Raw genomic sequence first — 1,233 nt, 5'->3', positions numbered from 1 at the left:
CCCCCATGAACCGACGTAATCGATGTAACGTTTATCGTCTGCATCGATAAGGTAAGCNCCTTCACCTTTTTCAAAAAATAGAGGGCTACCGCCAACGCCTTTAAAAGCACGAACAGGCGAGTTAACACCGCCAGGTATGACGCTTTGAGCATCGTGAAACAGGTCTTCAGAACGAGACATTGTTTACTCCAAAAAATCAAAATAGTGATGCTAATGCGCGTGCATTAGCTTGAATAGAAGGTTGCCCAAATACACCCGAAATCACAGCAAGCATGTCTGCTCCATGTCGGATAACTTGCTTTCCGTTATCAGCAGTAATTCCGCCAATTGCACAAATTGACACAGGAAGTTTACTTGCTTGTTGTAATGTCGCAAGTGAACAGGGTTGAGCTTGCGGTTTCGTTGTGGAGGGGAAGATTGCTCCAAATGCGCAGTAATCTGCGCCATTGCCAATTGCTACTTCGGCAAGCTCAATTGAGTTGTGGCATGTAACACCTAGAAGCTTTGAGCCTAATTGCTGTTTTGCAGAGCTAATTTTGTCGTCATTTTGGCCTAGATGAACGCCGTCAGCATTTGCGGCAAGGCAAAGTTCAATCGAGTCATTGATGAATAGTAGAGCGTCAAATTCTTGAGTCAGAGATTTTATAAATCGCGCTTCTTTTAGTTGCTGGTCGACCGATGCGATTTTGTTGCGATACTGAATAATACGCGCGCCACCTAATAAGGCTTCGCGCACAGCTCTGCAAAGAGATTCCTCTCCACTAGGTATAAGGTTTGGATCGGTAATGGCGTATAAGCCAGAAAGAGCAGAACTCATAACCCAGGTTTGACCACCACTAAAATGACAACCGAAAATAAAATAAGAACAGGGAACTCATTAAACCAGCGATAGAATACATGGCCTCTATCGTTTTCATCGCGCGCAAAGCTCTTCAGTAACACGCCACAATAACCATGGTATGCAGCCAAGATTAGAACCAGCGTTATTTTGATATGGAACCAAATCTGGGAAGCATAATATTCAGGTGCATAACCAATTAGTGCAAAGCCAAAGATAAATGTGGCAACCATAGAGGGCGTTGCAATGCCTCTATAGAGTTTTCGTTCCATGATCTTGAAGCGATCAATCCCTGCTTGATCGTCGGCCATGGAGTGATAGACAAATAAGCGGGGCAAGTAAAATAATGCTGCGAACCAGCAAACCATCGAAATAATATGAAAAGCTTTGAACCA

At 43.9% G+C, this 1,233-nt stretch carries 2 protein-coding genes and 1 pseudogene; all 3 read right to left on the bottom strand.

The genetic code is table 11. The annotated features are described in order from the left end of the window. A pseudogene (locus A3762_RS04150) lies at positions 1-180 on the bottom strand (aspartate aminotransferase family protein); the annotation flags it as partial. A 16-nt stretch (positions 181-196) separates the two neighbouring features. Continuing rightward, positions 197-817 carry a thiamine phosphate synthase gene (thiE, locus tag A3762_RS04145; RefSeq protein ID WP_068501687.1) on the bottom strand — a complete coding sequence of 207 codons (621 nt, stop codon included), beginning with the start codon at positions 815-817 and terminating at the stop codon, positions 197-199. Continuing rightward, the coding region (hemJ, locus tag A3762_RS04140) for a protoporphyrinogen oxidase HemJ (RefSeq protein WP_068754221.1) at positions 814-1,233 on the bottom strand (420 nt) is incomplete at its 5' end. The genes thiE and hemJ, both read right to left, overlap by 4 nt.

Source organism: Oleiphilus sp. HI0125 (assembly GCF_001635355.1).
Note: the sequence above shows the minus strand (reverse complement) of the source record. Positions and strands in the feature narration are given on the sequence as shown.

Coding starts and splice junctions, on each gene's coding strand:
- thiE (WP_068501687.1), bottom strand. CDS start 817: ATGAGTTCTGCTCTTTCTGGCTTATACGCCATTACCGATCCAAACCTT.